The following is a 25621-nucleotide window of genomic DNA, read 5'->3' as shown; positions in this document are numbered from 1 at the left end:
TCGGCAAAGCAATCGCGGATGCGATCGTCGCCATAACGTTGTTGTGAGGGATTAGATGGTTGGGCGTCGATCTCCGTTCAAGTGAGCGCCAGTGCGCTGGATCCGGCACAACATAATCGAAGGCGAAACACACCTACCCGAACGTATAGATTGCACGAACGGGAATAAAGTGGCTCATTGCGGACATTGCCCGTTAGCTCGGCCGCCTTCACTGCAATACCGAGGTACCGTGATCAAGGAATGTCGCAGCGCGAAGCAGTCGGGTAAGGACCCGCCCTATTGCGTCGCCGTCACCGGTTAACAGGGCACTGAGCATTCTGGCAACTGATCATGCAAACTTCTGTCATATCAATAGAGTAGAACAAGGCATTCAATAAGAACATCATCATATTGTCGCTTCCATCCCCAGGCGCGACTTTCTTATCCCGTCATTGGCGTCACGGCGCTCGTGGCGCTGCCAATCCCGCCTGCAGCAGCCTGTTTAGTCAAATCCAACCACAAGGAGCCATGAGATATGAGCACAGTCACAACGAAGGACGGCGTCGAGATTTTCTACAAGGATTGGGGACCGAAGAGCGCCCAGCCGATCATGTTCCATCACGGCTGGCCGCTGTGCTCCGACGACTGGGACGCACAGATGCTGTTCTTCCTCGACAAGGGCTACCGCGTCGTTGCCCATGATCGGCGTGGCCACGGCCGCTCCACCCAGGTGGCCGACGGCCACGACATGGATCATTACGCTGCCGATGCCGCAGCCGTCGTCGAGCATCTCGATCTCAGGAATACCGTCCATGTCGGCCATTCCACCGGCGGCGGCGAAGCGACCCACTATGTCGCCCGCCACGGCCAGCCGCAGGGCCGGGTCGCCAAGCTCGTCATTATCGGCGCCGTACCGCCCATTATGGTGAAAACCGATGCCAATCCCGGCGGCCTACCGATCGAAGTCTTCGACGACCTGCGCAGGCAGCTCGCTGCCAACCGCGCCCAATTCTATCATGACCTTCCAGCCGGCCCGTTCTACAGCTTCAACCGGCCGGGTGCGAAAGTGTCGGAACCGGTCATCAACAATTGGTGGCGCCAGGGCATGATCGGCGGCGCCAAGGCGCATTACGACGGTATCAAGGCCTTCTCGGAAACCGACTTCACCGAAGACCTGAAGATCATTACCGTGCCGACCCTCGTCATGCATGGCGACGACGACCAGATCGTGCCGATCGCCGACTCCGCGCTGCTTTCATCCAAGCTCCTGCAGAATGCGACGCTGAAGGTCTACGAGAAATTCCCGCACGGCATGTGCACGACCCATGCCGATATCATAAATCCCGACATCCTCGCCTTTATCAAAGGCTGATCCGACGTGTCGCCGGGCGCTGACGAGGCGCCCGCCGCCCGCGCCGCTTTTCGGCAAAACGGTTTTATCATGAAACCGTTTTCGTCGATTTGCGTTTAGCGGCCATGAAAAGAGAACGTGAACCCTCATCAAAGGCTTACCGGCAGGACCGTTTCGAAAATACCGAGCGAGCCGCAAAGGAAACCATCGAGGCGGAGCAGCGGGCTCGCCGGGAAAAGACCAAACGCCTGAAAGAGCTGCGCCTGTCGCAGCAGGGCGGTAAGGACCCCGCGGCCAAATAGAGATCGTCTGCCCGCCTATTTCGTCCGGCCGAGGCGCCGATTGATTTTAGCTCCACCCCGGCGCCGCGTCTTGCCGCGGCTCCCATATTGTTCTGATTTCGGACGTTCGCCCATCTTGCGAAGCAAAGGCTGCGAAATTATCTTTTTTGCACAATAGCGATTCACGGCATCCCAAAAGGGCTGATTGCGATGTCAGACAAGCTTTTCAGCACGCGTGACGAACCACTCGCCTCCGCAGATCTCGATATTTGCAGGCGTGTGCACGAAGCCCTGTGTAGCGGGCTCGACATTGATAGAGCAGGCGGGGAAGCCGATCGTCTCGGAGCCCTGATCATCGAGCTTTATCGGCAGGGTGTGCATGATGAGGACCAGCTTCGACTGCTTGCCGGCGGGAAGCGGGTCTGACGGCGCGCGTCAGTCTCCTCGCGACACCTCTGCCCGTGATCCTCGTTTCAGACGCACAAAGGGCGCGCTAACAAAGCTATTCCGATTTCGAGCCGATACGCTAGCCATTTCCGGTGATTTAGAGGCCGGTCGCCTTGGTACTCGTTGCGGTGGCCGAGGTTTCGGTTGAATCGACAGCCGGCGCCGACTCGGTCGTTCCCGATACTTCTTCCGTGCTGCCCGTCTCGGCTTCCGGCGTTTCCGCGGTCGCGCTAGGATCTGTCGTCTCGCTGCCGTCGGCGGTTTCGCCAGTCGGAGTCTCGGTTGCCGGGGTCTCGGTCGTCGGGGTCTCCGCCACCGGTTCTTCCGCGACCGGCGCCGCAGCCGCCAACGCGTCTCTCATCTGGTCGATCGTGCCGACAGCCGTGCCGATGCCGAGCGTGTCCTTGGCCCAGGCCAAAGCTTCGGGGCTGAGCGTGCCGGTCTTGGTCGCCGAAGCCAGTGCTGCCGTTAGAGCGGCGTCGCCGAGAACAGGATCGTCCGCCGGCGGAGCAACCCCGTTGGCCAGCTCATATTGAGCGTAAGCGGTAGCGTACGCGGCGATCGCAGTCATACGCGGATCCGCCGTCTTCATGAGGGCATGGAAATTGCGTTTCAAGGAGTTGAGACCGGCAAGCTGTGCTGCGGGTTTTTTGGCCGACTTTTCCGCGGGCGCCTTGACGGATATCGTCTTCTTGGCGGCGCCCTTCGTGGTCACGCTCTGCTTGGTCGTATTCGCCTTGCCTGTCTTGCCGCTGGACTTGCTCGAGCCACGGCCGTTTTCCGTCTTCCCACTCGAGCTGGAGCTTGCCTTTCCGCCGCCGCTGCTATGGCTGCCGCCGCCGTTGCCGCCGCCACTGCCACCGCCGTTGCCACCCCCGCCACCGCCGTGACCACCACCGCCACCGCCGTTGCCGCCACCGCCACCACCTTTTGCGAAGGCGGGCGATGTATCGGTAAAGACAATGTTAAGGGGCGCAAGCGCCAGGCTCGTGGATAGACAGAGAAGGCCGATGATTCTGGAGAGCTGCATGGTCATCTTTCTGACATTAAGGGTGACGCGTTACATGTCAGGCATTGAAGCAGCCGCTCGATAAGAACCAGTTTAGGATCTAATTGCAATTTGAACTTCTTGCGAATTCCGGTCGTCCTGGCCGAGGGTCGGAAACTTATCCTTTAGCAAATCCCACTCCCCCGCCCACGCCTCAACGCCCGGAAGACCTGATGCGCCCGCTCAAATGAGATAATGTCCGTTACGCGTTTCAGAGAGATGCGGCCCTACCACCGCCCCGATCGCAATAGTCCGGCCGCCCAGTCCTATTGCGTTAGCGGATACGCACATAAGTCCCCCGTTCCCAATTCCCAAAATGAAACTTATCTTCTCAGTCCGCGTTGTTTCTTCATATGTCCGTGAAGGTGAGTGAGATGAAAAGATTCGCCATCATTGCCCTGTCGATTGCGACGGCATTCTCCGGAATGCCTGCATCCGCAGGCCCAACCTTCGTGCCGAGTCCGGTACAACAGGCGGCGCAGCCGGCACCGGCAAGTACCGATGCTCGGATTATGACCGTCGGTTGCAGCAGGTTCTCGATCGTCTGTTCACGCTACGGCGATCGCCGCAGATATTACGGCGACCGGCGTTACTACCGCGATCGCCATTATTATCGGGACGACCGCTATGGCTGGGACCGCCGCTATGACCGCAGATGGCGGCGCCACCACCACCACGACAATACCGGCGCCATCATCGGCGGCCTGGCCGCAGGCGCCATCATCGGGGGCATCATCGCCTCGCAGCCACGCGCCGCCTACCGTCCGCGCGCCTATGGCTCGCATGCCGAATATTGCTACGCCCGCTATCGGTCATACCGAGCCTGGGACAATACCTATCAGCCGTACTACGGCCCGCGCCGTCAGTGCCGGTAATCCAGCCTGCGGCACTGCAGTAAGCCCCGCGTCACCGCGCGGGGCTTTTTGCTGTCGCGCAGGCGCTTCCCAGCGGCTCTCAGTCGTGCTTGTCTAGCCAGGATCGAACCTTCCGAGCGGCTGCATTTGCAAGGCGACCTATGACATCAGGAGACACCGCGACACCCTCCGGCTGCGTGGCCCTGCTTGCGCCGGATCCGGAAAACCTGTCGGGCTTCGAAGCAGCGCTTGCGGCCGGTTGGTCTCCCGACCCGCGCCGTGCCGGCGACCAGGCTTATATCCGCGGAGAACTCCAGCGGCTGCGCCAGGACAAATCGAAATTTCTCGACGATCTTAGTCCGGGCGACAGACAGCGCACCGTGTCCGAGTCGCCGCTGACGGTTCTTCTCTTCTGGATATGGGATGGCGAATTCTGCGGCAGCATCAACCTCCGCTTTCATCAGGGCACAGAGGAGCTGCCGCCCGAAGTCTCGGGCCATGTTGGTTATTCGGTCGTGCCGTGGAAGCAGCGCAGCGGCCGCGCCACCGCCGCGCTCGGCCTCCTGCTCGATGTGGCGGCAAAGCAGGGCCTCACCCGCCTCGTTGTTCTCTGCGACGAGGACAACGACGCTTCGAGGCGCGTGATCGAGCGCAACGGCGGGCAATTCTTCATGCGCGGTCCGCACCCCTCCGACAGGCCGGAGCGGACCAAACTCTATTTCTGGCTACATCCCGGACCGCCGCCTGAAAACACATCCGAGCACTAAAGACGGACGGAGCAAGGCTGTCGCCCCTCCGTCCGTCCGATCGGCCCAGCTCGGGGTGGGCTGAGCACTCGGTCAATAGGCAGCTGCCGGCTTCGGCTTCTTCTCAGTCCATTGCGGCGGCGCACCATATTTGGCGGCCACCATCCCGACCAGCCCGGGTTCGCGGCCGAAGGCGTCGCAGGCGACGTATTTCGGTTTCCCGCCGAGCCAGGATTTCATCCGCTGGCGCGAGGGAAGCCGGAGGTCCAACCCCTTCGGCTCCTTGCCTGCGATCAGCAAACGGGAGAAGTCGCTGCTGAACTTTCCAGCCAGGCCGTAGGCATCGCCCACCTCGGACACGCGCGGGTTGTTCTGCAGTGAATTCGCGCCGCGCGCCCAGACCATCGCCGCGCGCTGCGCGCCCGACCTGTCGACCGCCTCGGCCTCCACCGCCAGCCCGCCGAGCCCGACCGGAAGGCGCGGCACGCCGACCGGCAGCGCCAAGCCGGTGCCGACGGTTACGACTGTGGAAACGCCTGCCATCGTCTTGTTGGTCGGTACGATGTCGGTGACGACGGAGCGGATCGTCAGATCCGCGGGCTCGCCTGACGCCACGATCTGATACCGATCGCTGAGGGAAATGCAGAGCGCCCGGTCGAGCGCATTGGAGACCATCGCGCGGTCACCAGGCGACTTGACGCGCGTCGCGGCGCTGAAGGCGAAGCTCGTCGGTTCGATCGCGACCGTCTTTATCGGAGCGAGGCTGAGACCATCGACATAGACGCGCGATTTCGAGAGTTTGCCCTTGGCCGGCCCGAGATGAGAGTAGGACGTCAGCGTCCCGCCTTCCTTGAGTGGGACCGTGCTGCAGCCACCCGCAGCCACGGCAAGCGCCAGCGGCAGGGCCAGGGAAAAGGCTCTCGACACCCGATTTGAAAAGGATGAAGTAAATCGATTGCTGCGCACTCCGTTTGGCCTCCGTCGCCGTTGATTTCAGGCGAAAGTGCCGGCCAAGAATTGCCGCAGCATTACATCGCTCCCGGCAGCGCAGGCTGTCGGAACAATTCGGCCTATTCCAGTTGAATCGTCACCTCGGCCCCGGCAGCCCTGTTCTCGATGTGGACCTCGCCGCCGTGGTTCAGGACGATCTGCTTGACGAGGCTGAGGCCGAGCCCTGCCCCCTTACTTTTCGGGGTGACGCGGTAGAAGGGCTCGAATACCAGCTCCCGGTGCACGGCCGCAATGCCCGGCCCTTCGTCTGCGACGCTGATCCGCCCGCCGCCGGCAGCCGACACCGAGACAGTGATCATGCCGCCGCCGCCGCCATGGTCGATGGCGTTGCGCAGGAGGTTGCTCACCGCCCGCGGCAGGGCCGAAGGACTGCCCTTGCGTTTCAGGCTTTCGACCGCGCTCCGAAACGAGATCTGGTAACCGGCGCCGATCGCGAGCGGCGCAAGATCGGCCACCACGGTCCGGGCGATTTCGACCAGATCGACGGTCTCATGGAGATCGGTCGCCTGGTCGTTGCGCTCGAAATCGAGCAGCTGTTCGGCCGTCTCGGCCAGACGCGCGACGTCGTCGAGCAATTGCCGGCGCTCCTGCCCTTCGGCCGTTCCATCGATCCGCGTCTGCATGATGGCGATCGGCGTTCTCAATTCGTGCGCCGCATCGATCAGGAAATGCTGCCGCTTGCGGTGCTCGTTTTCCAAGCGGTCTAGCGCCTCGTTGAAGGCGATCACCAGAGGCGCGACTTCCCTGGGAATGCCGTCCAGCGGCAGGCGCGCATCGTAGCGGCGCGGTTCGATTTCCGATGCCTTACGGGCAACCTCGCTGACGCTGGCGAGGCCTCGCCCGACGATCCTGGGAACGGCGAGAAAAACCGCGGGCAAGGCGATGGCGAGCAGCGGGATGTAGATCGGATAGGCGATGCCCATCAGCGTAAAGACAGGCCAGCCCTTGTCGGCGACGCCGCCGAACAGCACCCGTAGCTCGCCGATCGCGGTCTCCACACTTTCCACGGAGGCGATCTCGTCCGTCGCGGCCGATCCCCTGATATCGGCCCCTTCGAACAAATAGGTCAGACGCGCAAGTTCGCCGTAGACGGCAGGAATGCTTCCGTAGGACACGTAAGAACCTTTCGTCGTGGCCGCGACATACCAGAGCCCGTCATATTCTCGCTTCAGCGCGTCGAGCTCCGGCGTATCCTTGATTTCAAGCCGCCCTTCGGGATCGAGCGCAACGGCCGGAGCCAGCACCGCGGTAATGTGGTCTTCCAGCGCAACGTTCGGCGAGAGGATCGTCGCGCCGTAGAAGCAGAGCCCGATGATGACGGCCGTCACCACGCCGACGAAACCCAGGCCGAGCTGCCAGCTGAGCCGCCACCAGAGCGAGGGATTGGCCTTGCTCCCCCCGACCATCATTCTTCCCTCATAAGATAGCCGACACCGCGGATATTGTGGATCGAAACCTCAGCCCCGGCATCGGTTAGCCGCTTGCGCAGCCGCGATATATGCGCATCGAGCGCGTTCGACTGGATTTCCTCCTCGTAATTGTAGACCGCCGCCTCCAACGTTGAGCGCAGCACGGTCTTCTCCTTGCGCTTGGCGAGAGCGGCGAGCACCAGAAGCTCGCGCCGGGGCAGATCGAGCGGCGTATCGCCGACGGTAACGCTGAGATGTAAGGGATCGATCACCATCCGCCCGGCGCTGATCTTGAGTTCGGAAAGGTTCGGCTGCCGGCGCAGCACGGCCCTGAGCCGCGCCATCAGCTCTTCGACCAGAAACGGCTTGCCGAGATAGTCGTCGGCACCGAGATCGAGCCCTTCCACCCGCTGCTTCGGCTCGTTCAGCGCCGTCAGCACGATAATCGGCGTATCCCTCCCCGTTCGCCTGAGCTCCGGAATGAACCGCAGCCCCTCGCCATCAGGCAGGCGCCGGTCGAGCAGGATCGCATCATAGTGGTTCTGCCGCGTCAGCTCGACGGCATCGCCGAGATGCATTGTGTGATCTGTCACGATGCCATGCTTGCCGAGCGCCGCCGACAGAGCTCCGGCCAGCTCCCTCTCGTCCTCGATCAACAGAATCCGCATCGCCCACCATTCCTTGCGCCCAAGTTTCGGCCGCAAGGGTTGCAGCAACATTGCGGAACTTGAAAGGCAGCCGGTCATGCTGCTGCAATTGTTGCGGCCGAGGATCGGGCATCACAATTCAGGACGACAAGATGCCCCACTTCAGATCCATTCTTCGTATCTTGGAGACTTACCTCCTCTCCGCCTTCATCCTCGCCAGCCTGCTGGCCGGGCCGTTGGTTATACTGTTCGTGAGATAGCGGATGCCGAGACCAGCAGGCACGGCCGGATATTTTTGGTAGAAAGTGAAAGAAGCGTCCTACTGTGTGGCCCCCTCATCTGCCTGCCGGCATCTTCTCCCCGCTGGGGAGAAGGGACCAAGCCGCACGGCCCTCCTTCAGCCGAAATGTCAGAGGGAGCGAGGCGTTGCCACGGTTCCCCTTCTCCCCCGCGGGGAGAAGGTGGCCCGAAGGGTCGGATGAGGGGGCCACACGGTAGGTCTTTCAATCATCCTTTTCTTACATCAAGCCGCCCCCGCGGCCATTCTTCCCCGCACCTCCAGAAACGCCGCCGTCAGCCGCGCCAGCACCGGCGAGGTCACCGTCCCGTTCGCCCCGCCGATCGGATCGACGATGTGGATCTGCCGGAGATCCTCCATGAATTCGTTCCAGAGCGGCTGCCCGCCCTCTTCCAGCAACTCGGCGCGGATGCTGAGATCCTCGCTCACCGGCAGGTGACGCCTGCCCCAGGCGCCGATCATGGCGAAGAGGGGAACGAGCTGGATTGCCGGTTCCGTCAGGCTGTAGATTGCTTTCTGGCTGTGGCTCGGATCGTCCCGCTTGCTGATGAAGCCAAGCGAGAGCAGCCGCTTCAGCCGCGCCGCCAGGATATTGGAGGCGATCCCCTCCTCCGAATGGTTGAGCAGATCGCGGAAATGCCGGCGGTTGCCGAACATGATGTCGCGGATGATAATCAGACTCCATCGGTCGCCCAGCACCTCCATCGTCAGGTTGATCGGACAGCCGGACCGCAATTCTATTTCCACTAAGCATCTCCTATGGAAACCAGTTGCATTATAGGATCACCTGTGCGAGATTACAACTAGTTTCAATTCGCAATCAGATGGAGGAAAGCATGTCCAAGGTGCGCGTTGCAGGATTTTCCGTTTCCGTGGATGGTTTCGGCGCCGGGCCGGAGCAAAGCCTGAATGATCCACTCGGAAAGCGCGGGCCGGAAATGTTTCAGTGGTTCTTCCACACACGCACCTTCCGCGCGATGATGGGTAAGGACGACGGTTCGTCCGGCATCGACGAGGATTATGCGTCCCGCGCCATGGCCGATTTCGGCGCCTTCATTCTCGGGCGCAACATGTTCGGCCCGATCCGCGGCGAATGGCCCGACGATGCCTGGAAAGGCTGGTGGGGTCCGAACCCGCCTTATCATGCACCGACCTATATCCTCACCCATTATCCACGCGAACCGCTCGTCATGGAAGGAGGCACCACCTTCCACTTCGTCACCGGCGGCATTCATGCGGCGCTCGAGCAGGCGAAGGCGGCGGCCGGCGATAAAGATGTGAAGATCGGCGGCGGAGTGGCGACTGTCCGCCAGTATCTGCAGGCGGGTCTGATCGACGAGCTGCATTTCGCCGTCTCCCCCGTCGTGCTCGGCAGGGGCGAAGCAATGTTTGCAGGCATCGATCTTCCTGCGCTGGGCTTTCGCATCACCGAGCATGTCGCCAGCGAAAAGGCCACGCATCTTGTGCTGGCGAAATAACCGAGCCGCTGGTTCAGTCCGGCGATCTCTCCCGGGTGAGCGGCGCCGGAAACACATTCATCCCGGCGCCTGGACGAGGCGGCTGTCCAAGGCCCTCTCGCCCGGCATCAATAGCGTCACATTTTGCCCATGCTTTTCATGGCGTTTTCCATGTGCATCTTGCAGTCGTCCATCTTGTTGGCCGTCATGGAATCCTTAGCCATCATCATTTCCTTGGACGCCATTTCCTTCTTTTCCTTCATGGCCGGATCGGTCATGGCGTCCATGTCGGACTGCATTTTCATCATCGACGCCTCGTCGCATTTCATCATCACATCCTGTGCAAGGACAGGCAGTGCGGATGCGACGGCGGCAACGATGGCTATAGCTGTGCATTTCAACATTGTATTCTCCTCCTTTTGGGCAACATTGCCCGTTGCAAATGGTGAAATGCATGTGTGCTCAAGAACGTGCCGCGGCGCGGGATGAAGACATGCACAAATCAAGGACCTGAGATTACGCCGGCATCACCCGGTAGACGCATGCCATCCCCTCCACGCCCCGAAGCGGAGCCTCGAAGGCGACTAGCCTATGGCCGGAGAGCAGCCGGCTGACGTCAGGCGCCGAAAACAGGGCTTCGGATAGACAGATCTCGCCGGCCTCGGCCAATGATTGCACCCGTGCCGCGACATTGACGGTCTGCCCGAAATAATCGAGGTTATCGTTCAAGGTCACAGCGATCGACGGACCGCAATGGGCGCCGATCTTCAGGATGATGCCGGGATCGCCATGCTCGCCGTTGAAGCGCTCGATTTCTTCGAGCATATGCAGAGCAGCCGAGATGGCGTCGCTCGGGCGGGAGAAGGCCGCCATCACCGCGTCGCCGATCGTCTTGACGATCGCGCCCGAATGCTCCTGCACCGTGGCGCCGAGCAGGGCGAAATGTTCACGCACCAGTGCATAGGCATTGAGATCGCCGAGCCGCGCGTACATCGCGGTCGAACCCTTGAGATCGGTGAAGAGAAGCGTGACCTGACGGATGCCGAGGCCCTCCCTTTCATCAACACATTCGGAGCGAAACAGCCGCCGAAAGGTCTGGCGTGCAAGCAGCATCCCGCCCGACATGTAAGGATCGAAATCGAGAACAGGTTTGGCGGTCTGCGCCAGGATCTCGGGCGGCCAGTTGATGAGGAGCAGTGAGCCGCGCGCGGCAGCCGAGTTCTCGACTTCGACGATGACCGGGCCGGGCCGAACCGCTGAGGACGAAGGGTAAAAACGCCGACCGTCATACCCGATCCTGAGGAGTGCCGGCGCCGTAACGGGCTCGCCTCTCACCGGCAGCGCAAAGCTCGCCTGGGTCTCTACATTGATGCCGGCGAGCGCCCCGGCGCCGAGTTCAGCCCTGATCGTTGTGACCGAACCCGGCGCCAGGAAGGAAAGGCCGCGCACCAACCCTTTCAAGACGTCGAGAAAGCGGACCTGCTGACCTGGAAGTCGCGCATCGCTGAGAAACCGTGCCTTCCAGTGAAAATCCTCGGCCGAGAGCGAGCCGGGATCGTGAAAAGACAGCCGGCGCAGTTGCGGCGACACTGTGAAGGTGACCTCGATGAAATCGTCGAGGTCGGTTTCGCCGGAGACGTCGCACAGGCCGCAGACATAGTGAGTCTTCAGCGTCCTCAAGGCGCCGAAACTATCGAGCACCATTCCGGATTGGGGACATACGACGTCCCAGCTCATCTCGAATAAACCGCTGCGCGTCGCATGGAGAAAGAGATCGATGCTTTCCGCCTCCGAAATGGCGCCGTCGTGCGCGAAAGCCAGCGGGTTGATGCGGTAGAGGGACAGATCGTCACCGCTGCGGATCAGGCTTTCGAATTTGGCGATGCCCCGCGGGCTCCAGGACCGGGCCTGCCGGATCTCGGTCATCTTGCTCTCAAGGAGCCGTTCCTGAACGTCAGTCATCTGACGCCTCGCAAAGTTCGGCCGGGCCATGCGACCGGAGATCGCCGCGATTATAGCAGACGCTCGTCCGTGCGGATCAAACGGAGCCTGGCCAAGCAGAAGTCTTACGGATTAGCCCGGTAAGGCGACGCCGGGGTTTTCAGAAGCTTTTCCCGCTCGACATCGCCTATCTCCGCATTCGCCATTTTGCGACATCCGGACTGCGTCAGCGGACCGGAACGCTCAGCAGTCCCGTTCTCGACTTGTCGTCAACTAAGCGTGCCCAAATAGCTATGGCATTGCTGCAGAATGAGCGTAGAGTACGCGCCATCGGCCCATCGGATCATCGGCACGACCGCTTGAGAGATCGTCGTGCTCCTGCCGCTTCATAGAGGGTACGAAGATGCTCTTGTCGCTTATGTCACTCGACGACAGCCAAATAACCATCGTCACCGATGCCGTTCGGCAATGGTGCTGCGAGAAAAAGCTCGACATCGACAGCGTCGAAGGACGCCGCGCCATCACCGTTGCCGTCGATTTCGTTCAGATGAACACCGCCCGCGATGGGCTTTTTGCCGAACTGTCGAAGCAGTTGAACCACCAATAGGAATCCGGAATCGGCCGATCAGGGCTGCCCCTGCGCCGTGACAGGGGTTGCGATAATCCGTGGCCGGCTCACAGAAAGCCTCTCATTTGCCGTGTTGCGGTCCTTTGTTAGGAATGCACCGTGTCCCGGCCGGATTCGAGCTTTTCAAGGTAGGCTGCGAACATCTCGGCCATAGCTTCGGCGTAGATTTCGATCTCGCCCAAGCTTCGGGGCGCCTCCGAGAACTGCTTCCCCACCGTGGCGAGCGTCGTGACGATCAGGTCACCGGCAAGCGCCCGGCTTGCCTCCGGGACCGATGGCAGCACCTCCTCCATGAACAGCCCGATGATGCGGTCTCCCGACGCCCTCGCCGCCTGCGCCTCCGGCGCATCGCGATAGAGCGGCGCTGCGTCGTGAAGCGCCACGCGCATCGCCGCTTCCTCACACTCGGAGCGAAGAAAGGCGTGAACAAGGCTGCGCAGCCGTTCGAACGGCGGTCGTTGTGAATCGGCAAGAATGTCGGCGAGCATGTCGTTCGTCTGCCGCCATTCGTCGCTCTGCAGCCGGAAGAGGATTGCCGCCTTGTTGGGGAAATATTGGTAGAGCGAACCGATACTGACGCCCGCCCTCTCCGCTACCCTCGCCGTGGTGAAGCGATGGGCTCCCTCCCGTGCCAAAACCTGAGCAGCAGCATCGAGGATCGCCCCCACGAGCTCCGTCGAGCGGGCCTGCTTCGGCTGCTTTCGTGAAGAAATCCGGGTACTTGGCCGGTCGCTCATGGCAGTGCTCCGCAATGCGATTAGAAAATGCGATGGATTACTCGTATTTTTCACCCAGCGCAAGAACCTCATCATTCCAAGGAGCCCTCCAATGACGACACTGACCACAGCGCCGCTCGCGCCTCTCCTCGACGGCCTGTTCGAAGAAGCCGCCGCGGCGACGAGCCCCGCCATATCCGAGCTTTCCAGCGAGGAGAGGATGCGCCTGATCAGCAGCAAGACGGAATATCTCGACCTTTACGGGCGACTGAAGGACCTCTGGCTTCCTGTCTCGCGCGAGGCCGGCACGCTGCTCTACATGCTGGCGCGCAGCTGCCGTGCTCAAACGATCATCGAGTTCGGCACATCCTTCGGCATCTCGACCCTCCATCTTGCTGCAGCACTGCGCGACAATGGCGGTGGCCGGCTGATCACCAGCGAGTTCGAACCGTCGAAAGTCAGGCGCGCGCGCGAAAATTTGACGGCCGGCGGCCTCATCGACCTTGTCGAAATCCGTGAGGGAGACGCCTTTCGCACCCTCGGCACCGATCTTCCTGATACCATCGACCTCCTGTTTCTCGACGGCGCCAAGGGGCTCTATCGTGACATCCTGGAACTGGTCGAAGACCGCCTGAGACCCGGCGCCCTCATCGTCGCCGACAATGCCGACGTCAGCCCCGAATATCTCGCCCGCGTTCGTTCCACCGCCGCTGGCTATCTCTCGGTCCCGTTCGAAGAGGACATCGAGCTGTCGATGCGCGTCTGAGGATATTGGCAACTGGCTCCGCGCCCTCACCCTTGGGTGGCCGCAATGGCATCAACGTGAGGCCGCGCCGTCGCACAGCACCATCGCCAGCCACTTCAGGACAAAGCCGGTCGCGGTCAAAGACTTTTTTCGAAGAAGGTATCCGGATATGGATCGTCATTGAACCGCTCGATCTCGGTCCAGCCGGTACCGCGATAGAGCTGCTGCGCCTCGGCAAGCGCGCTGTTGGTATCCAGACGCAGGAGCCGGATGGACAACTCGCGGGCGATCGTCTCGGCAGCCGACATAAGCCGTTTTGCCATCCCGAGGCCACGCGCGGACGGGGCGACCCAGAGCCTCTTGATTTCTGCGACCTCGCCGCCACTGCCCTTCAACCCGACACAACCGATCGGAAGGCCGTCGGACATCGCGACCAGGAACGCGCCGCGCGGGCGGATCATGTCCTTGGCGTCAGGATCGCGGGAAAGTGAGACGTCGAAACCCTTGTCGAAACGGCGTGCAAGTTCGCCGTAATATTCGTTCAGGCAATAGCGGGCATCGTCATGCCTAGGATCTTTCTCCTCCAGCACGATCTGGTCGCGTCTTAACGAGCAGGCGACGATATCCATGGCGCGCAGGAGTTCGTCCGGGCGGCGATGACGCGCCAGAAACGCTTCGGCCTGGGCATTGGAAAGTGCTTCATAAGCCTGAAACTCGCACTCGCCGGTGCTGGTCAACCTGGTGATGCGGCGACGCGCATCCCGATCGTTCGGGATGGTCTCGATCAGCCCCTCCTCCTCCAGAGCGCGCAGCAGACGGCTCATCAGGCCCGAGTCAAGACCGAGATAATCGCGGATCGCCGCAACATCCGATTGGCCACGACCGATCGAATTGAGGACGCGAGCAGCACCGAGCGGACGACCGCGTCCAAGGAAAGACGTATCCAGAGCGCCGACTTCGGAGGTGACGGCGCGGTTGAAGCGACGGACGCGGGCGACAGGATCAGCAACCATATTATCTGACTTAAGTCAGATAAATTCCGCTGTCAATTCCGGCCAAAACTCGAAGTGTCAGGCGGGTGCGCCGACCGTCTTGCGCGTCCTCACTCCCTCACCTATGGCAATGCAACTTCCCCTCCACAGGGCTGCCCGTGCTCCGCTTTATCCTCCACGCTCTGATCGTCATCATTCTGACGCTGCTCACCCAGATCGGCGGCCTCGCCTATTTGATAACGCTTGTCGTCGCACGCGCCTTGCGCCTGCGCCGATTTGCGGCCAACCTCGCGCTCTTTCTGCTTCTCTACGCCGGCGCCACCTTCGTCGCGCACCTCACCGCACCCACATTCGGCCGGGTTCCGCTTTCCTGCTTCGCCGGCACCGCCGATCCGCTGGTCATCCGCTCGCCGATCTACTGCGCGCTCAACCGCAACTACGTGACGCGTGGACTGCGCGATCTGGCAGAGGCACTTGCCGCCCACATGGAAAAGCAGTTTCCCGGTACCGTTACCGTCGCGCTGGATGCGAACTTTCCCTTCGTCAACGGTTTTCCGCTGCTGCCGCATCTCTCTCATGCCGACGGCAAGAAGCTCGATTTCGCCTATTATTACAAAGATGCCGACGGCGCCTTTCTGAACGGCGCCACACGCTCCCCGATCGGCTATTTTGCCTTCGAGGAGCCCGCCCCGGGCGACGAACTGCCCTGCGCGGGTCGCCACGACTGGCTCACCACGCGTTGGGATTTCGATGCCCTGCAGCCGCTCTTCCCTGTCTACGGGATCGAGGAGCAGCGCACCGCGGCAGCGATCGCCTGGCTGACGACGGAAGGCGTCGCACGCTTTGGCCTGCAGAAGATCTTCATCGAGCCGCATCTGAAGAATGCGCTTGGCATCACCGACGCCCATGTCCGCTTCCAGGGCTGCCGAGCCGCGCGTCATGATGACCATATTCATATCCAGATTGAATGAGCGGCTCGCTTGCACACGGTCCCACCTACGCCATGTACTCCGTCCCGGCCGGGGTGATCCCTGACCTTTTGATCAGGCACCACCAATCATCCGAAGAGGCGCCCCTTCCCGGCTGTCACCCGATTGGATATTCTCGCCAGCCATTGACCCTGAATGAGAGGTTTGCTTGTGAGTGTCGGCCTGATTGCCCTCCTTGATGATGTCGCAGCGCTTGCAAAGGCGGCCGCCGCTTCTCTGGACGACGTAGTCGCCCAGGCGGGCAGAGCCGGCGCCAAAGCCGCCGGCGTCGTGATTGATGACGCAGCCGTCACGCCGCGTTATGTGACCGGCCTTTCGGCGGCACGCGAACTGCCGATCATCGCAAGGATCGCCATCGGTTCTCTCAAGAACAAACTGGTGTTCCTCCTGCCGGCCGCACTCGTCCTCAGCCTTCTCGTGCCGCAGGCAGTGACGCCGCTGCTCATGCTCGGCGGGCTCTACCTCTGCTACGAAGGCGCCGAAAAGGTCTACGAACTCGTCGTGCCGCACGCGGCCCGTGCCCACGAGACCGCCCTTGAGACGATCAGCGTCGATCCCAAGACCTTCGAGGACGAAAAGGTCGCGAGCGCCATCAGAACCGATTTCATCCTCTCGGCCGAGATCATGGCGATCACTCTCGGCTCCCTGTCGGAGTCGGGTCTGGCGATGCAGGCGCTGATTCTCGCCCTGGTCGGCACTCTGATCACGGCCGCCGTTTACGGCGTCGTCGCCTTGATCGTGAAGGCGGACGACTTCGGCCTCTGGCTTGCCCGGCGTTCTTCCCGCTCGCGGACAGGCGCGTTACCGCGCATGCTCGGGCGCGGCCTTGTGCAGGGCATGCCCTATCTTCTCAAGGTGCTGGGTCTCGTCGGCACGGCGGCGATGATCTGGGTCGGCGGCGGCATCATTGTGCATGGCGCCGAAGGCTTTGGCTTTGCCTGGCTGAGCCATCTGCTCCACGATGCCGGGGAAGGCGCCGCGCATGCAATGCCGGCCGTTGGCGGTGTGGTTTCCTGGCTGGTCCAAGCTGCCGGCTCAGGTCTCGTCGGCATCCTCCTCGGCCTTGCGGCCATCCCGGCCGTCGGCTACGTCGTTGCGCCCGCCTGGCGGTGGTGCGCAGCACGGCTGCGCCGGATGAGGACCGCGTAAGCGAGTGACAGCAGATGTTGCTTGCGACATCACGCGTCACACAGCAGGCGCCACGATGGCTCGCAAATCTTCCGTCGGGCAAGCGCGCCCCGTGCGCCACGGCCCGACCAGATGCTTCGGAGCGCCGGCGCCATCAACCGGCATCCCTTTCATCATAAGCACGCTGCGCCGCAAAGATTGCGTCCATGTTCTGCTCCGCCCAGTGAGCGAGTGCCGAAACCGTATCGGTCAGGGTGCGCCCAAGCGGCATCAGCGCATATTCGACGGTTACCGGCGCGGTCGGAAAGATCGTGCGTGAGATCAGGCCGTTGCGCTCCAGCCTTCTCAGTGTCTGCGACAGAACCTTCTGCGATATGCCCTTGATATCGCGCCGGATGTGATTGAAACGCACCGGCCCGCCTTGCAGCAGCCGCGACCTCTCTCCGACCTCATCCTGATGTGCGCAGGCCGGAGGCCGGAGCCTCGAAGGACGAGGGCGGCCACCCCACCTCAGCAACGCAGGTGCTCGACATCAGCCGCCAGCGAGAGCGACACTTATCGCAACGGCAGTTCGAAGCTCCGCTTCAGCGTTTCCATCGGCACATCGGTCTTGACGTTGAGGACGCTCGGAATGCGCGTCAGGTGGTCGGCCTGAAAACGCCAGTAGCTGTGCAGATCGGCAGTGACGATCCGAAGCACGGCATCGCACTCCCCCGCCGTCAGGTAGCATTCCATCACCTCCGGAAACCGCCTCACGGCTTCGGCAAACCGCAGCGTGACCTCGGCATCCTGGGTCTTGAACCACACACGGGCAAAAACCGTCAGCCCCGCCCCGACCTTTGCCGGATCCAGCACGGCGACGTAGCGATCGATGATCCCGGCCTCTTCCAGCAACCGAACGCGGCGCAGGCAGGGCGAGGGCGAAAGCCCCACCTCCCGTGCCAGCTCGACATTCGAAATGCGCCCGTCGCGCTGAAGGACGCGGAGAATATGGCGGTCGATCGCGTCCAGAAGAACTGGCATTTTATATCCCATCTGATGCGCGACAGCGCCACAATATGCCAATATTTTGCAATTTTCGGAATGTTTTGCAAGCTCATTGCGCACGACTTGGCCTATCGTTCCACCCAATCGATATGGAGAAGGCTGATGGCAAGAAAAATAGAGAAAATCGTGCTCGCTTATTCGGGCGGGCTGGATACCTCAATCATCCTCAAATGGTTGCAAGAGACTTACGGATGCGAGGTCGTGACCTTTACCGCCGATCTCGGTCAGGGCGAAGAGCTCGAGCCGGCGCGGGCGAAGGCGGCAATATTCGGGGTCAAGGATGTCCGCATCGTCGATCTGCGTGAGGAGTTCGTCCGCGACTTTGTCTTTCCGATGCTGCGGGCTAACACAGTCTACGAGGGTCAGTATCTCCTCGGCAGCTCCATCGCCCGGCCGCTGATTGCCAAGCATCTGGTCGCCATAGCCAGGGAGATCGGCGCGGACGCCGTTGCCCACGGTGCGACAGGCAAGGGCAATGACCAGATCCGCTTCGAACTGGCCGTCGATGCGCTCGATCCGTCAATCAAGGTCATTGCTCCGTGGCGTCAATGGAACATCCGCTCCCGCACGCAGCTGCTGGAATATGCCGAGAAGCATCGCATCCCTGTGCCGAGCGACAAGCGTGGCGAGGCGCCGTTCTCGATCGACGCCAACCTGCTGCACACTTCGACGGAAGGCAAAATTCTTGAAAATCCAGCGGAGGTCGCACCCGATCATATCTATCGGCGCACGGTCGATCCTGTCGACGCTCCCGATGCCCCTGAGATCGTCACTATCGGCTTCGAGAGCGGGGACCCTGTTGCCGTCAACGGCAAGGCGATGACACCGGCAGCCTTGCTGACCGCACTCAATGAATTGGGCGGCCGGCATGGCATCGGGCGGCTCGATCTGGTTGAAAACCGGTTTATCGGCATGAAGTCGAGGGGCGTATACGAGACACCGGGGGGAACGATCCTGCTTGCCGCGCATCGCGGAATTGAATCGATCACGCTCGATCGCGCCGCCGCGCACCTGAAGGACGAGATCATGCCACGCTACGCCGAGATGATCTACAACGGCTTCTGGTTCGCCCCCGAGCGGGAGATGCTGCAGGCCCTGATCGACCGAAGCCAGGTCTTCGTCAGCGGCGAAGTGGCAATGAGGCTCTATAAGGGAAGCGCCTCGGTCATCTCTCGCACGTCGCCCTCCTCACTCTATTCCTCAGACCTCGTCAGCTTCGAGGAAAGCTCCATCGCCTATGATCATCATGATGCCGAAGGCTTCATCAGGCTCAATGGATTGCGGCTCAAAAGTTGGGCGGTCCGCAATAGACGGTGAGCGGCTGATCTTAACTCAGCAGCGCCATCTCTCAGCATCTGCCAATGCCTTCATCGAGGGCATTGCTCCGAACGCTTCGAGTGCTTGTTGGAGCGCACGATGCGGATCTCGCTCGCGGCCGATCCGCTGACCAATCCATGGGAAAACCGAGGAAGCCAATTTCAAACGATTTTAAAAAAACCACCAAAAAGCTAATCGATTTTAATTTTATCATTCAAATTTTCTTGTTGCGGCGCGAGAGAATTTAACCATTAATTTCCGCAGGTGCTCAGTATGTTCGTTGGAGGAACCCGCATGACTGTGACATTTCCGCTGACCGAGAAGCGTGACGCAGAGGCGTTGCTGAAGCACTTGACGATGCACAAACTTAGCTTCCCGGGAAACTGCGTCGTGTCGGTCAAGGCGCACGTCGCCCAGGTCTCATCCTCTCATACAACAGCACTCGGCACCGCCCGTACCGCCTGGTGAATGTTCCAAGCTTTGGGGTGTCTGGGTTCTGATGATCGCGACGTTTGCCGCTGAGGCTCCTTCCCCCTCATCTGCCTGATCCACTTCTTCTGCCAGCGGGAGAATTGGAGCCGGATGCTATGGTTGCGTTCCTGCAGAAGAAGGAGGCAGGACGCGGCCTCGGCGTTTCACGAAAAATCTTGGAATACCAATCGCGGCTGACAGTCATTGCTGTGCCGGCAAAAATTCCTATTCTGGGCGTCACCGATGGCGATGAAAAACCCGGCGCCGCAGCCGCACGATAGGAAATTAGATCTCGTCATGACTATTCTGACACCAATGCCCTATCTCAAACAAGCCATGCTCGCCGCGGCCGTGATGCTGGCGGCAATGATGACATTCCTGCCTCAGGCGCATGCAGAGCCATGCGATGAGGAAACTTTCGAACAGGCGACATACGTCGTCTGCACGCTGGAAGCAGGAAAAGCCGATCTGCGCCTGTTCTGGAAGGGCGCCGATGGCGAACCATACCGCGCTTTTTCAAGCCTCGCCGAAGCCCTTCGCTCCGAAGGGAAAACGCTGGCCTTTGCCGTCAACGCCGGAATGTACCGGGCCGACTTTTCGCCGATGGGACTGTATGTCGAGAACGCCAGGGAATTGAAATCTCTCAATACGGCAGAGGCCGGAGGCTCTGCCGGTCAGGTCCCGAATTTTTATAAGAGGCCGAACGGCGTGTTCTTTCTTGATGAAGCAGGCGCCGGCATACTTCCGACCGACGAATTTCTAAAGCGCGCCCCTAAGGTGCGGTTCGCCACGCAGTCCGGCCCAATGCTCGTCATCGCTGGAAAGCTGAACCCGATCTTCATCTTCGGCTCGACAGACCGAACCCGCCGAAGCGGTGTCGGCATCTGCACAAGCGGCGCAGTTCGCTTCGCGATCAGCGAAGACAGCGTCAATTTCCACGATTTCGCACGACTCTTCCGCGACCAGCTGAAATGTCCCGACGCGTTGTTTCTCGATGGTGGACGCGGTGTCGGACTCTTCTATCCGGCAATGGGCCGCAACGATCGCTCCTGGCACGGCGGCTATGGCCCGATCTTCGGGCTTGTGGAATAGGACACGAGGCATTCCGCGTTCGCTCCGCGATCTCGTTATACGGCCTTTGAAATGAAGAAGCATGGCCACAGGCCCCTTGAACGGCGGCGGCCTACAGGCAGCATGATCCGGATTTCGAAAGGATTGCATCTGACATCGTCATGTGCCGACCGGATCAATAGGCAAGCGGCAATTGCGGTCACCGCGCGATTAAGGCACGATGCGGTGCTTGAAGGAGAGCAGCAAGTGAACTCACGCTCATGCTTACGGGCTCATGTCATTGCGGCAAGGCGAGTTGGACGCTCCAAGGCGATCCTGGATCGATCACCGCGTGCAATTGTACCCTCTGCCGGCGCTACGGCACGCTCTGGGCCTATGATTACGAAGGAGAGCGTATTGCGCTCACCGGCCAGACCGCCTCCTATACCCGCTCCGGCAGGGAGACGTCATCCCTCGAAATTTTGTTCTGCCCATCCTGCGCCTGCGTCTTGAGCTGGCGCGGTCTGCGCCTGCAAAAGGATGGCCGCCGCCGCATGGCGGTCAACATGCGGCTTGCACCTCCGGAACTCGTCGCCGATCTCCCTATCGATCACTTCGACGGGCTGGAAACATTCAAAGACCTTCCCTCCGACGGGCGCTGTGTACGCGATCTCTGGTTTTGACAGGCCATCATCTGTCGGCCTCGGGCGGGCGAAGGCGCCTCAACCGCGCCGAGCCGCCTCGATCGCCGCGACATCGATCTTTCTCATCGTCATCATCGCGTCAAAAGCACGCTTTGCCTGATCACCACCCGCCGAGAGCGCTTCTGAGAGGACGCGCGGGGTGATCTGCCACGACAAACCCCATTTGTCCTTGCACCAGCCGCACTCGCTTTCCTGGCCGCCATTACCGACGATGGCGTTCCAGTAGCGATCGGTTTCCTCCTGATCCTCCGTGGCGATCTGAAACGAGAAGGCTTCACTGTGTTTGATTGCAGGGCCGCCGTTCAGACCGATGCAAGGGATACCCGCGACGGTGAATTCAACAACCAGAACGTCTCCCTGCTTACCGGCAGGATATTCTCCCGGCGCACGAGTGACAGCACCCACAGCGCTGTCGGGAAAGGTCGCGGCATAAAAGCGGGCGGCGTCCTCAGCGTCTTTGTCGTACCATAGGCAGATCGTGTTTTTTGCCATGGCGCGGTCCTTCCTCTTGGTTTGCAATTCCCACTCAAATAAGAGGGAAATCGCCTTTCTCCAGCCCATGTAGGTTATTTCGGCAAAGGCTCTTCGGTTTGATCCACGCACACCCGGCACGCTTGCGGTGTTCGCACCGCAAAAAGCATGTCAGACTGCGCAAGCTGCGCATCGTCTGCGCGCCGATTGAAGGGGCCGAACCCATGCACAAGTTCACCGTTACTCTCACCCGCGAAATCGAGGCCGATACCGCCGAGGAGGCAGCCTTGCTCCTGTACCAGGAACTTTCGAAGGGACCCGTCCCTGACCGCTACTCGGTCACCGACGAGACGAATGTGACCACGGAGATCAAGCTGGATCGGAACAAGGCTGATGAATTCGCCAGCATCGATCACACCGCCGATCCCGGCAATTGGTGATGCCTCAGATCATCGGCCAACAGATCCCACTTTGCGCTTGGAGCAGAACTGCGGTAATTGCCGGCAATTGCCAGCTAAGGAAAGAACGTGATTTCACCGATCAAAGTAGCCGTCGCAGGCGCGAACGGTCGCATGGGCCGCACCATACTGCCGCTGCTCGCGGCCGATCCGGCTTTTGCGGTGATCGGCGGCATCGGCCGTCCCGGCTCCGTCGGTGAAGGGCTGATCGACCGTGCGGCCGCAATCGCGGCCGCCGACGTGATCCTGGATTTCACGACGGGAAATGCCGCTGCCGAACTCGCCGGCCTCTGCGCCTCGGCAGGCGGACCGGCCCTGGTGATCGGAGCGACAGGTTTCGAGCCCGATGAGATCCAAAGGATCGCAGCGGCCGCCCGAACGATTCCTATCCTGCGCTCCGGCAACTTCGCCATCGGCGTCAACATCCTCGTCGGTCTCGTCGCTCAGGCTGCGCGCGCTCTTCCCGCGCATGGCTGGGATATCGAAATCCTCGAAGCCCACCACAACAGGAAGATCGATGCCCCGTCCGGTACGGCGCTGATGCTCGGCGAAGCGGCCGCCGAGGGGCGCGGCGTTTCCCTGGCGTCCGTCGAGCGGCGCGGGCGTGACGGCGTCACCGGCGAGCGACCGCCCGGCGAGATCGGCTTTGCCGTCCTGCGCGCCGGCGGGATCGTCGGAGAACACAGCGTCCTGTTTGCCGCCGCCGAGGAAGTCGTGACGCTGTCGCATTCGGCTTTCGATCGCGGCATGTTCGCCCGCGGCGCGCTTGCCGCCGCCCGCTGGATCGCAGGGCGCGCACCCGGCGAATATGGCATGCGGGATGTGCTGGGCCTCACGGCAGGGCGCGAATAGATAGAGTGAACAGAGGCTTGAAGCGCGTCTTTGACTCAAAGTCCACACCCATCCCCCACCCTATCGAGCACCGCCGCGGCGACGACGACTTCAGTTCCGGCAAGGCCCACGGAGCAGAACAGCGTTATCTCTTCGGGCGATGCCCGCCCTGCCGCTTTCCCGGCAATGATGTCGGCGAGATCGACCAGGCGGCCGTCGGTGCCGGAGCCTGCCAGAAAAAAGGGCGATGCGTATGCGCGCGCCTGTTCGGGAGAATCCGTCGCGATCACGGCCGCGGCGTCGGCGACATCCAGGCCGAGTTCGTACCCGTGAAGCGTTTTCGGGCCGACTGTGTTGACGTGCGCGCCGGCCTTTAAATCGCCGACGTGGAGGACGGGCGTTTGGCTTGTCGTCGCGCAGATGACGATGTCGGCGTCAACAACGGCTTTCGAGACGCTGCCGACAGGCTCCACCTCAAGACCCAGGGCGAGCTGCATCTCGCGTGCAAAGGCAGCACGATTTTTCTCGTCGCGACTGTAAACGCGGGCGCGATCGAGGTTACAAACGGCGGCAGCCGCTGCAAGCTGGGTTCGCGCCTGCGCTCCGCTGCCGATGATGCCGACGATCTTGGCGTCAGGCGCGCCGAGATGCCGGATCGCGAGACCTCCGATCGCACCAGTCCTGAGGCTTCCCAAGCGCGATCCGAGAACAATGCCTTTGAGCCTGGCGTCGTCGGCCGACCATACGGCGACGATCTGCGCATGCTCAGCCCCATCGAATGTGTCGTAGACGCGAAAGCCCGCAAGCGGCTTCTCGCCCAGGATACCGCCAACGGTAAAAACGAGATCGCCTCGGTCAGCAAACGACACATGATGCCTCGGCGGCGAGATCAACCTGTTGGCGGCCCTGGCATGGAAGGCGGTCTCCAGCGCATCGATCGCGATCGCCATCAACCCGCTATCGTCAAGATCCTTGTCCATCAGGATTTTCATTACGGCAACCTCCGATTCAAGCTGCACCCTGCAACCCCAATCCCGCTTGAGGTCAGGAGGCCGGATGGCACGCCGCGCCGCGACGGGCCTAACCCACCAGCCGCCGCGCCATCATGACATCGTCGATCTCCCGGCCATCCTCCAGCACGCCGCCGGGGATACGGCCGATCTCGGCAAAACCTTGCCGCTGGTAGAACCGCATCGCCGCCGAATTTTCGGCGCTGACGAAGAGTTCCAATTGACGGATGCCGATATTGCGCGCGTGATTGGAAATCGCCTCCAGCAGTTTGACGGCAACGCCCGTTCCGCGCAGTTTGGCGCAGACATAGACCATGACGATCGTGGCGCGGTGGGCCATCTTGCTCGACCGCTGCCGAAACAAGCCCATGATACCGACGGGTTCGTCCTCCTGAAAGGCGATGAAAACCGGCTCGTTCAGCCGATCGCGCCACTCCTGCAGAGATAGAATTTCCCAGTCTTCGTAACGGCTGGCAAAAGAGGATGGATCGACGCGAAGCGCTTCCAGGCGGATGCGCCGAAAAGCCTCCACCTCGTCTGCACCTATGAGCCTGATCGTCACGCCACCTGCATCCATCGCCACCTCCCGGAATATCAGAGATATGTCATCGCAGCCGGCTGCAGTGGATGCAACCCGGAAGCGCGAGTTCGATTGGCGCCTTGCCCCACCGCGGCCCCGCCAAGACTCAAGAGAGCCTTATTCTGAGGTGCGATCCGTAGAATCGCCTCGAAGGACGAGGCGGATGTGTCGGCGGTGATGAATGCAAGAAGCGGCGTTGGGCCGCGTGCTTCGAAGCTCCGCCCTCCGGGCTACGCGCCTCAGAGCCTGTGAATGTTTTGTGGCGGCGGCGATTGGATTGTGATTCTGTGGGTCGTTGATTTGCTTGGGGGATGATGGTGGGCGACGATCTGTTCGAGGGAATGCCGGCGCATGGAGCGCGGCGCAGAGCTCAGTTGGCGGGCGGAGCGGCGCGCATGCGCGAGCCGGTGCGCGATCAGATCGAGTTGCGTGCGGTGGATATCGACAGCTTGATCGGCCAGGATCACGCGGTGCGGGTCATTTGGAGCTATGTCGAGGGACTGGATCTGAGCGCGCTCGAAGATCGGATCAAGGCGCGTGAGCACAGGCCGGGCCATCCGCCGATTTCGCCACGGCTTTTGCTGGCGCTTTGGCTCTATGCCAACAGCGACGGCGTCGGCAGCGCGCGGGCGCTGGAACGGCTGTGCGGGAGCCACGACGTCTATCGCTGGCTGTGCGGCGGTGTCTCGGTGAACTATCACACGCTTTCGGATTTTCGGGTTGGTTGCGCCGATCTGCTCGACCGGCTGCTTTGCGAGCATCTGGCGGCGCTTGCCGATGCCGGCCTCGTTTCTCTCGATAGTCTGGCACAGGATGGCGTGCGGGTACGGGCAAGCGCGGGCGCCGCCTCGTTCGGCCGGGCGGCGACGCTTGATCGGCATCTTTCGATTGCCGAGGCCGTTGTGGATCAGCTCAAGCACGAGGTCGATGCGCGTTCGGATGCCAGCACGCGGCGCATCGAGGCGGCCAGGCAACGAGCGGCGCGCGAGCGCGGCGAGCGGGTCAGAGCAGCCCA

The 25621-nt window shown here is 61.5% G+C and carries 29 protein-coding genes and 2 pseudogenes; 17 read left to right on the top strand and 14 right to left on the bottom strand.

Annotation, left to right across the window (positions count from 1 at the left end):
- The first annotated feature begins 514 nt into the window (after positions 1-514).
- Together GGD53_RS17160 and GGD53_RS31845 are read left to right on the top strand one after the other, a co-directional pair.
- On the top strand, positions 515-1351 hold the full coding sequence (locus tag GGD53_RS17160) for an alpha/beta fold hydrolase (RefSeq protein ID WP_184457719.1): 837 nt from the start codon (positions 515-517) through the stop codon (positions 1349-1351).
- Positions 1352-1821: 470 nt separating this feature from the next.
- Positions 1822-2037 (top strand): hypothetical protein, encoded by a 216-nt coding sequence (locus GGD53_RS31845; RefSeq protein WP_085778548.1) that lies wholly within the window; start codon positions 1822-1824, stop codon positions 2035-2037.
- A gap of 118 nt (positions 2038-2155) precedes the next feature.
- Here GGD53_RS31845 and GGD53_RS17150 read toward each other — a convergent pair whose 3' ends face one another.
- Entirely contained in the window at positions 2156-3088 is a 933-nt protein-coding gene (locus GGD53_RS17150; RefSeq protein ID WP_184457715.1) for a hypothetical protein, read from the bottom strand.
- A 392-nt stretch (positions 3089-3480) separates the two neighbouring features.
- On the opposite strand from GGD53_RS17150, the gene GGD53_RS17145 reads away from it, so the two are divergent.
- Positions 3481-3981 (top strand): BA14K family protein, encoded by a 501-nt coding sequence (locus GGD53_RS17145; protein WP_184457713.1) that lies wholly within the window; start codon positions 3481-3483, stop codon positions 3979-3981.
- 140 nt (positions 3982-4121) lie between these two features.
- On the top strand, positions 4122-4727 hold the full coding sequence (locus GGD53_RS17140; RefSeq protein WP_184457711.1) for a GNAT family N-acetyltransferase: 606 nt from the start codon (positions 4122-4124) through the stop codon (positions 4725-4727).
- Between the two features lie 72 nt (positions 4728-4799).
- Here GGD53_RS17140 and GGD53_RS17135 read toward each other — a convergent pair whose 3' ends face one another.
- From GGD53_RS17135 to GGD53_RS17120, 4 genes are all read right to left on the bottom strand, one after another.
- Entirely contained in the window at positions 4800-5672 is an 873-nt protein-coding gene (locus GGD53_RS17135; protein ID WP_184457709.1) for a DUF3313 family protein, read from the bottom strand.
- A gap of 104 nt (positions 5673-5776) precedes the next feature.
- Complete coding sequence (locus GGD53_RS17130) at positions 5777-7123, bottom strand: sensor histidine kinase (protein ID WP_184457946.1); 1347 nt, start codon at positions 7121-7123, stop codon at positions 5777-5779.
- A complete protein-coding gene (locus GGD53_RS17125) occupies positions 7123-7794 on the bottom strand; it encodes a response regulator transcription factor (RefSeq protein WP_184457707.1) in 672 nt (223 codons plus the stop codon). The genes GGD53_RS17130 and GGD53_RS17125 overlap by 1 nt, the downstream gene beginning before the upstream one ends.
- A 502-nt stretch (positions 7795-8296) precedes the next feature.
- The gene (locus GGD53_RS17120; RefSeq protein ID WP_184457705.1) at positions 8297-8818 is read right to left on the bottom strand and encodes a winged helix-turn-helix transcriptional regulator; all 522 of its coding nucleotides are present in this window, start codon (positions 8816-8818) and stop codon (positions 8297-8299) included.
- Between the two features lie 89 nt (positions 8819-8907).
- Between GGD53_RS17120 and GGD53_RS17115 the strand changes: the two genes are divergently transcribed.
- The gene (locus GGD53_RS17115; protein WP_184457703.1) at positions 8908-9549 is read left to right on the top strand and encodes a dihydrofolate reductase family protein; all 642 of its coding nucleotides are present in this window, start codon (positions 8908-8910) and stop codon (positions 9547-9549) included.
- A 116-nt stretch (positions 9550-9665) separates the two neighbouring features.
- On the opposite strand, the gene GGD53_RS17110 is transcribed toward GGD53_RS17115, so the two are convergent.
- Positions 9666-9932, bottom strand: a complete 267-nt coding sequence (locus GGD53_RS17110) for a hypothetical protein (RefSeq protein ID WP_184457701.1) — start codon at positions 9930-9932, stop codon at positions 9666-9668.
- A 112-nt stretch (positions 9933-10044) separates the two neighbouring features.
- On the bottom strand, positions 10045-11490 hold the full coding sequence (locus GGD53_RS17105) for an adenylate/guanylate cyclase domain-containing protein (protein ID WP_184457700.1): 1446 nt from the start codon (positions 11488-11490) through the stop codon (positions 10045-10047).
- Positions 11491-11872: 382 nt separating this feature from the next.
- Here GGD53_RS17105 and GGD53_RS17100 point away from each other — a divergent pair, with 382 nt between their 5' ends.
- A complete protein-coding gene (locus tag GGD53_RS17100; RefSeq protein ID WP_184457697.1) occupies positions 11873-12076 on the top strand; it encodes a hypothetical protein in 204 nt (67 codons plus the stop codon).
- Positions 12077-12183: 107 nt separating this feature from the next.
- On the opposite strand, the gene GGD53_RS17095 is transcribed toward GGD53_RS17100, so the two are convergent.
- Positions 12184-12834, bottom strand: coding sequence for a TetR family transcriptional regulator (locus tag GGD53_RS17095; protein ID WP_184457695.1), 651 nt, complete (start codon positions 12832-12834; stop codon positions 12184-12186).
- A 91-nt stretch (positions 12835-12925) separates the two neighbouring features.
- Between GGD53_RS17095 and GGD53_RS17090 the strand changes: the two genes are divergently transcribed.
- Positions 12926-13579 carry an O-methyltransferase gene (locus GGD53_RS17090; RefSeq protein WP_184457693.1) on the top strand — a complete coding sequence of 218 codons (654 nt, stop codon included), beginning with the start codon at positions 12926-12928 and terminating at the stop codon, positions 13577-13579.
- 116 nt (positions 13580-13695) lie between these two features.
- Here the strand turns inward: GGD53_RS17090 and GGD53_RS17085 are convergent, their stop codons facing one another.
- Positions 13696-14571: a bifunctional helix-turn-helix transcriptional regulator/GNAT family N-acetyltransferase gene (locus GGD53_RS17085; protein WP_184457691.1), complete on the bottom strand. Its 876-nt coding sequence runs from the start codon at positions 14569-14571 to the stop codon at positions 13696-13698.
- 65 nt (positions 14572-14636) lie between these two features.
- Here GGD53_RS17085 and GGD53_RS17080 point away from each other — a divergent pair, with 65 nt between their 5' ends.
- Positions 14637-15521, top strand: a complete 885-nt coding sequence (locus GGD53_RS17080; protein WP_184457690.1) for a hypothetical protein — start codon at positions 14637-14639, stop codon at positions 15519-15521.
- 168 nt (positions 15522-15689) lie between these two features.
- Positions 15690-16688 (top strand): DUF808 family protein, encoded by a 999-nt coding sequence (locus GGD53_RS17075; RefSeq protein ID WP_184457944.1) that lies wholly within the window; start codon positions 15690-15692, stop codon positions 16686-16688.
- Positions 16689-16821: 133 nt separating this feature from the next.
- On the opposite strand, the pseudogene GGD53_RS17070 reads toward GGD53_RS17075, so the two are convergent.
- Both GGD53_RS17070 and GGD53_RS17065 read right to left on the bottom strand, forming a co-directional pair.
- A pseudogene (locus GGD53_RS17070) lies at positions 16822-17094 on the bottom strand (winged helix-turn-helix transcriptional regulator); the annotation flags it as partial.
- Positions 17095-17222: 128 nt separating this feature from the next.
- Positions 17223-17690 carry an Lrp/AsnC family transcriptional regulator gene (locus GGD53_RS17065; protein WP_020921621.1) on the bottom strand — a complete coding sequence of 156 codons (468 nt, stop codon included), beginning with the start codon at positions 17688-17690 and terminating at the stop codon, positions 17223-17225.
- Between the two features lie 126 nt (positions 17691-17816).
- On the opposite strand from GGD53_RS17065, the gene GGD53_RS17060 reads away from it, so the two are divergent.
- The 5 genes from GGD53_RS17060 (at position 17817) to GGD53_RS17040 (ending at position 21235) form a co-directional block, all read left to right on the top strand.
- Positions 17817-19031, top strand: coding sequence for an argininosuccinate synthase (locus GGD53_RS17060; RefSeq protein ID WP_184457688.1), 1215 nt, complete (start codon positions 17817-17819; stop codon positions 19029-19031).
- A gap of 294 nt (positions 19032-19325) precedes the next feature.
- A complete protein-coding gene (locus GGD53_RS17055) occupies positions 19326-19499 on the top strand; it encodes a hypothetical protein (RefSeq protein WP_184457687.1) in 174 nt (57 codons plus the stop codon).
- 119 nt (positions 19500-19618) lie between these two features.
- Positions 19619-19783 carry a hypothetical protein gene (locus tag GGD53_RS17050; protein ID WP_184457685.1) on the top strand — a complete coding sequence of 55 codons (165 nt, stop codon included), beginning with the start codon at positions 19619-19621 and terminating at the stop codon, positions 19781-19783.
- Between the two features lie 34 nt (positions 19784-19817).
- On the top strand, positions 19818-20594 hold the full coding sequence (locus GGD53_RS17045) for a phosphodiester glycosidase family protein (protein ID WP_184457942.1): 777 nt from the start codon (positions 19818-19820) through the stop codon (positions 20592-20594).
- A 239-nt stretch (positions 20595-20833) separates the two neighbouring features.
- Positions 20834-21235 carry a GFA family protein gene (locus GGD53_RS17040; RefSeq protein WP_184457683.1) on the top strand — a complete coding sequence of 134 codons (402 nt, stop codon included), beginning with the start codon at positions 20834-20836 and terminating at the stop codon, positions 21233-21235.
- Between the two features lie 39 nt (positions 21236-21274).
- On the opposite strand, the gene GGD53_RS17035 is transcribed toward GGD53_RS17040, so the two are convergent.
- On the bottom strand, positions 21275-21748 hold the full coding sequence (locus tag GGD53_RS17035; RefSeq protein ID WP_184457940.1) for a VOC family protein: 474 nt from the start codon (positions 21746-21748) through the stop codon (positions 21275-21277).
- A gap of 203 nt (positions 21749-21951) precedes the next feature.
- Here GGD53_RS17035 and GGD53_RS17030 point away from each other — a divergent pair, with 203 nt between their 5' ends.
- Both GGD53_RS17030 and dapB read left to right on the top strand, forming a co-directional pair.
- A complete protein-coding gene (locus tag GGD53_RS17030; RefSeq protein ID WP_184457681.1) occupies positions 21952-22167 on the top strand; it encodes a hypothetical protein in 216 nt (71 codons plus the stop codon).
- A gap of 87 nt (positions 22168-22254) precedes the next feature.
- Positions 22255-23037, top strand: coding sequence for a 4-hydroxy-tetrahydrodipicolinate reductase (gene dapB / locus GGD53_RS17025; protein WP_184457679.1), 783 nt, complete (start codon positions 22255-22257; stop codon positions 23035-23037).
- Between the two features lie 35 nt (positions 23038-23072).
- Here the strand turns inward: dapB and GGD53_RS17020 are convergent, their stop codons facing one another.
- Together GGD53_RS17020 and GGD53_RS17015 are read right to left on the bottom strand one after the other, a co-directional pair.
- Positions 23073-24008 (bottom strand): ornithine cyclodeaminase family protein, encoded by a 936-nt coding sequence (locus tag GGD53_RS17020; protein ID WP_184457678.1) that lies wholly within the window; start codon positions 24006-24008, stop codon positions 23073-23075.
- Positions 24009-24096: 88 nt separating this feature from the next.
- A pseudogene (locus GGD53_RS17015) lies at positions 24097-24663 on the bottom strand (GNAT family N-acetyltransferase); the annotation flags it as partial.
- A gap of 254 nt (positions 24664-24917) precedes the next feature.
- Here GGD53_RS17015 and GGD53_RS17010 point away from each other — a divergent pair.
- Positions 24918-25621, top strand: a 704-nt coding sequence (locus GGD53_RS17010) for a transposase (protein WP_184457674.1), incomplete at its 3' end; no start/stop codon positions are given.

The sequence above is a fragment of the Rhizobium aethiopicum genome, from assembly GCF_014197535.1.
GTDB lineage: Bacteria > Pseudomonadota > Alphaproteobacteria > Rhizobiales > Rhizobiaceae > Rhizobium > Rhizobium aethiopicum_A.
The sequence above is the reverse complement of the archived record's forward strand: the minus strand, read 5'-3'. Positions and strand labels throughout refer to the sequence as shown.

Bases quoted from the DNA above. Each gene is read 5' to 3' on its own strand.
- GGD53_RS17160 (WP_184457719.1), top strand. From the start codon at position 515: ATGAGCACAGTCACAACGAAGGACGGCGTCGAGATTTTCTACAAGGAT.
- GGD53_RS31845 (WP_085778548.1), top strand. From the start codon at position 1,822: ATGTCAGACAAGCTTTTCAGCACGCGTGACGAACCACTCGCCTCCGCA.
- GGD53_RS17150 (WP_184457715.1), bottom strand. From the start codon at position 3,088: ATGCAGCTCTCCAGAATCATCGGCCTTCTCTGTCTATCCACGAGCCTG.
- GGD53_RS17145 (WP_184457713.1), top strand. From the start codon at position 3,481: ATGAAAAGATTCGCCATCATTGCCCTGTCGATTGCGACGGCATTCTCC.
- GGD53_RS17140 (WP_184457711.1), top strand. From the start codon at position 4,122: ATGACATCAGGAGACACCGCGACACCCTCCGGCTGCGTGGCCCTGCTT.
- GGD53_RS17130 (WP_184457946.1), bottom strand. From the start codon at position 7,123: ATGGTCGGGGGGAGCAAGGCCAATCCCTCGCTCTGGTGGCGGCTCAGC.
- GGD53_RS17125 (WP_184457707.1), bottom strand. From the start codon at position 7,794: ATGCGGATTCTGTTGATCGAGGACGAGAGGGAGCTGGCCGGAGCTCTG.
- GGD53_RS17115 (WP_184457703.1), top strand. From the start codon at position 8,908: ATGTCCAAGGTGCGCGTTGCAGGATTTTCCGTTTCCGTGGATGGTTTC.
- GGD53_RS17110 (WP_184457701.1), bottom strand. From the start codon at position 9,932: ATGTTGAAATGCACAGCTATAGCCATCGTTGCCGCCGTCGCATCCGCA.
- GGD53_RS17105 (WP_184457700.1), bottom strand. From the start codon at position 11,490: ATGACTGACGTTCAGGAACGGCTCCTTGAGAGCAAGATGACCGAGATC.
- GGD53_RS17100 (WP_184457697.1), top strand. From the start codon at position 11,873: ATGCTCTTGTCGCTTATGTCACTCGACGACAGCCAAATAACCATCGTC.
- GGD53_RS17095 (WP_184457695.1), bottom strand. From the start codon at position 12,834: ATGAGCGACCGGCCAAGTACCCGGATTTCTTCACGAAAGCAGCCGAAG.
- GGD53_RS17090 (WP_184457693.1), top strand. From the start codon at position 12,926: ATGACGACACTGACCACAGCGCCGCTCGCGCCTCTCCTCGACGGCCTG.
- GGD53_RS17085 (WP_184457691.1), bottom strand. From the start codon at position 14,571: ATGGTTGCTGATCCTGTCGCCCGCGTCCGTCGCTTCAACCGCGCCGTC.
- GGD53_RS17065 (WP_020921621.1), bottom strand. From the start codon at position 17,690: ATGCCAGTTCTTCTGGACGCGATCGACCGCCATATTCTCCGCGTCCTT.
- GGD53_RS17060 (WP_184457688.1), top strand. From the start codon at position 17,817: ATGGCAAGAAAAATAGAGAAAATCGTGCTCGCTTATTCGGGCGGGCTG.
- GGD53_RS17055 (WP_184457687.1), top strand. From the start codon at position 19,326: ATGACTGTGACATTTCCGCTGACCGAGAAGCGTGACGCAGAGGCGTTG.
- GGD53_RS17050 (WP_184457685.1), top strand. From the start codon at position 19,619: ATGGTTGCGTTCCTGCAGAAGAAGGAGGCAGGACGCGGCCTCGGCGTT.
- GGD53_RS17045 (WP_184457942.1), top strand. From the start codon at position 19,818: ATGCCCTATCTCAAACAAGCCATGCTCGCCGCGGCCGTGATGCTGGCG.
- GGD53_RS17040 (WP_184457683.1), top strand. From the start codon at position 20,834: ATGCTTACGGGCTCATGTCATTGCGGCAAGGCGAGTTGGACGCTCCAA.
- GGD53_RS17035 (WP_184457940.1), bottom strand. From the start codon at position 21,748: ATGGCAAAAAACACGATCTGCCTATGGTACGACAAAGACGCTGAGGAC.
- GGD53_RS17030 (WP_184457681.1), top strand. From the start codon at position 21,952: ATGCACAAGTTCACCGTTACTCTCACCCGCGAAATCGAGGCCGATACC.
- GGD53_RS17020 (WP_184457678.1), bottom strand. From the start codon at position 24,008: ATGAAAATCCTGATGGACAAGGATCTTGACGATAGCGGGTTGATGGCG.